The sequence below is a fragment of the Nocardia neocaledoniensis genome (genome assembly GCF_029868625.1).
GTDB lineage: Bacteria > Actinomycetota > Actinomycetes > Mycobacteriales > Mycobacteriaceae > Nocardia > Nocardia neocaledoniensis_A.
Genome location: NZ_JARWOJ010000339.1, coordinates 1 through 1,102, shown reverse-complemented (window position 1 = coordinate 1,102; position 1,102 = coordinate 1). Strand labels below are relative to the sequence as shown.

Annotated in this window: 2 protein-coding genes; both read right to left on the bottom strand. The window is 67.1% G+C overall.

The annotated features are described in order from the left end of the window. Nucleotides 1-130 precede the first annotated feature (130 nt). The gene (locus tag QH270_RS26170) at nucleotides 131-610 is read right to left on the bottom strand and encodes a hypothetical protein (protein WP_067513555.1); all 480 of its coding nucleotides are present in this window, start codon (nucleotides 608-610) and stop codon (nucleotides 131-133) included. 242 nt (nucleotides 611-852) lie between these two features. Next, nucleotides 853-1,102: ACT domain-containing protein (locus QH270_RS26165; protein ID WP_280346733.1), on the bottom strand; the 250-nt coding region annotated here is incomplete at its 5' end.

Genomic DNA, 1,102 nt, shown 5'->3' with positions numbered 1-1,102 from the left:
GTTGTCCACTTTTTGTTGGTTTTGGGGGTCCCCCCCCCCAAACACGCGCGGCGGGCCTCCCCCCCCCCCCCCCCCCCCCCCGCGGGGCCGCGGGGCGGGGGCCGTGGCTGTCGGGCCGCGATATACGCAATCAGTTGATGTCGATTGTCCCGTCGAAGATCAATGGCGTCGGGCCCGGTTGGCATCCCCGGAAGCTGTTCGTCGGCATCGGGACTCCGTAGCCGATCCGGCTCGGTTCCCCGTTGACGCCCTTGGTGACAGTGATCTGGATGGCCATCGAGTCCGGTGCGAACATCATGACCGGTTCGGCAGTCGTGATCGGATAGATCAGCGAGACGGTGTTTCCGTTGATCGTCAGACAGGTCACCGGGCCGGTCACGCGTACCGGTAGCGGCATATTCCCCAACCGGCCGCTCGCGACATAGGTGCCCGTCGCCGGTCCATCGCCGGTGCCTTGGGCGTCGATGTGGAGCACGTTCATGCCCACCACCTGCATATTGCCGTCGATCGATACCGAGCCTGGGTCAGCGGCGGCCGCTCCAGCACTCGCGGCTATCGCTGCGGACGCCAGGGCCGCGGATGCGGCGAGTCGAGTGAGCTGAGCAATCATTGGTATGCCTCCTCAGTCAGTGTTCCCTGCGAGCCGCATACCCGGCATCCAGGCGTTCACGCGACCCTCTGCCCCTGACACGTCGTGCCGGTATCGTCACCGACCTGTCCCCATTGTGTGCAACGGGGACCGGTCGCTGGGGATGCGGAACTGCGCGTCACGCTACGCTTCGTGTCCGTAGTTGCGGTGAAGGCTTTGTCGCCGGGCGCGTCACTTCGAGGAGTGCTGGATTGTCGGTGTGATCAGGCCAGGTCGACCAGGACGACCTTGGCGGCGCCGACGGCCTCGGCGATCGCGGTCTGCACCTCGGCGGGCACCTCGCGGTTGACGCGCAGCACCACGGTGGCGCCCTCGGCGTCCACGTCCTGGCTCAGCTGCGCGGCCAGGATGTCGATCTCGGCCTCGCCCAGCTTGGTGCCGATCTTGCCCAGCGCGCCCGGCTTGTCGCTGTAGTTCAGCACGGCCAGGTTCAGGCCCTCGGCGCGCATGTCG